Genomic DNA, 1,334 nt, shown 5'->3' with positions numbered 1-1,334 from the left:
TCTCATGCTTATAGGTCAATAACTTTGCAATCTTGTCAATTCTGTCTTTAGGAATCTCAACGGAGTGCTTGAGTTGATCCAATTTATAGGTAGACAATTTGTTCAAAGCTTCAGCCCATACCAAGGGATCATGGTGATCCAGTGCTGCCACAATCCCCTTGAGCTGCCAGGATTCTAGCTCAGGCTTCTTTTCTTCAGCGTGACTCCCGTTGACAATCAAAAGTACCGCTACTAGCAGTGCTAACAGAAAACAGAGGGACTGGGTAACACTGGTCTTAAAGGTAGGGAAAAGCTTTGGGCAGTCGGCATGGCCTCTATGGGGCATGGTGGTAGTTTCCCAAGGAGTTAGTCAGCTAATAGGGATCCCCCCTAACCTTAATCAGGGGGGAAAAGAGCACAGAATAGGGAACAGCGGATCTGGTAAACAATCCTGTGTACCCCATAGTTATGAAAAACGCTGTAACTATAATTATGCTGATGTTGGTGCTAGACCCTAAGCCCAGCAAACCTTTGACAGTTAGATGCTTCCCAATGATTAATCGATTTTTATTATAGCAATCCTGGATAATATTATATACCACAGGGAATCGGGAATCGGGAATCGGGAGTCGGGAATCGGGAATCGGGAGTGTGGGAAGCATGGAGTTTATGGGAGGTGTGGGAAGTGTCCCCCCCTTGTTAAGGGGGGTTAGGGGGGATCCCCACCTGTTTGACCTGGTGGCTGGAATTAGGTTCTTGGTGGAACAGGCATCTTGCCTGTGATCAATTGGTAGAACAGCGTCGAAGCCTATTCTACAAAACTATTCCCGATTCCCGATTCCCGATTCCCTGCCTCACAGGCAAGATGCCTGTTCTACAGAATTACTCCGTGATCAAGAAAAAGTAGAAACTTGGCACCAGGCATCAGCAGTTTCAGCACCTGCACATAGCTCTTCGCATCAGCAGGGCTGTCGAACCGAGCGAAAACCACTGGTGGCATCGGTGGCAATAAGCGCACCATTACCCATGGGTATAAGCGTCGATGGGACATATTATTAAGTTATCTCCTGTAAGGGGAACCCAGAGCCAGCCTGCAGCCTGCGAAAACTCTTAGGCTGGCTCTTCCCGTGGATTTTCTTGTCCACACTTTAAGTGTAGCACAAAAATTTGCATATTATAGCATATTTTGAAAAATTTTGTAACAAATTATTTTTGAGGGAGCAGGGAGTAGGGAGCAGGGAGCAGGAAGTGTGGGGAGTGTGGGGAGTGTGGAAAGTGTGGTGAGTGTCCCCCCCTTGTTAAGGGGGGTTAGGGGGGATCTCCAGTTGGGGTTTAGCTGGGAAATTAGCGATCGC

At 47.7% G+C, this 1,334-nt stretch carries 4 protein-coding genes; 1 reads left to right on the top strand and 3 read right to left on the bottom strand.

Annotated features, from left to right (window positions below):
* Positions 1-325 (bottom strand): hypothetical protein (locus tag F6K38_RS34740; protein ID WP_287359659.1); only part of this gene is annotated, 325 nt, incomplete at its 3' end.
* A gap of 28 nt (positions 326-353) precedes the next feature.
* Positions 354-641, bottom strand: coding sequence for a hypothetical protein (locus tag F6K38_RS34735; RefSeq protein ID WP_287359658.1), 288 nt, complete (start codon positions 639-641; stop codon positions 354-356).
* Between the two features lie 68 nt (positions 642-709).
* Between F6K38_RS34735 and F6K38_RS34730 the strand changes: the two genes are divergently transcribed.
* Positions 710-886, top strand: coding sequence for a hypothetical protein (locus tag F6K38_RS34730; protein ID WP_287359656.1), 177 nt, complete (start codon positions 710-712; stop codon positions 884-886).
* A gap of 267 nt (positions 887-1,153) precedes the next feature.
* Here the strand turns inward: F6K38_RS34730 and F6K38_RS34725 are convergent.
* Positions 1,154-1,334: hypothetical protein (locus F6K38_RS34725; protein WP_287359655.1), on the bottom strand; the 181-nt coding region annotated here is incomplete at its 5' end.

It is taken from the genome of Moorena sp. SIO3B2, from assembly GCF_010692525.1.
Classification (GTDB): Bacteria; Cyanobacteriota; Cyanobacteriia; order Cyanobacteriales; family Coleofasciculaceae; genus Moorena; species Moorena producens.
This window is presented reverse-complemented; position numbering and strand designations above follow the sequence as displayed.

What these genes read in the sequence shown, in the direction of transcription:
- F6K38_RS34735 (WP_287359658.1), bottom strand. Translation starts at nt 641, where the DNA reads ATGCTTCCCACACTCCCGATTCCCGATTCCCGACTCCCGATTCCCGAT.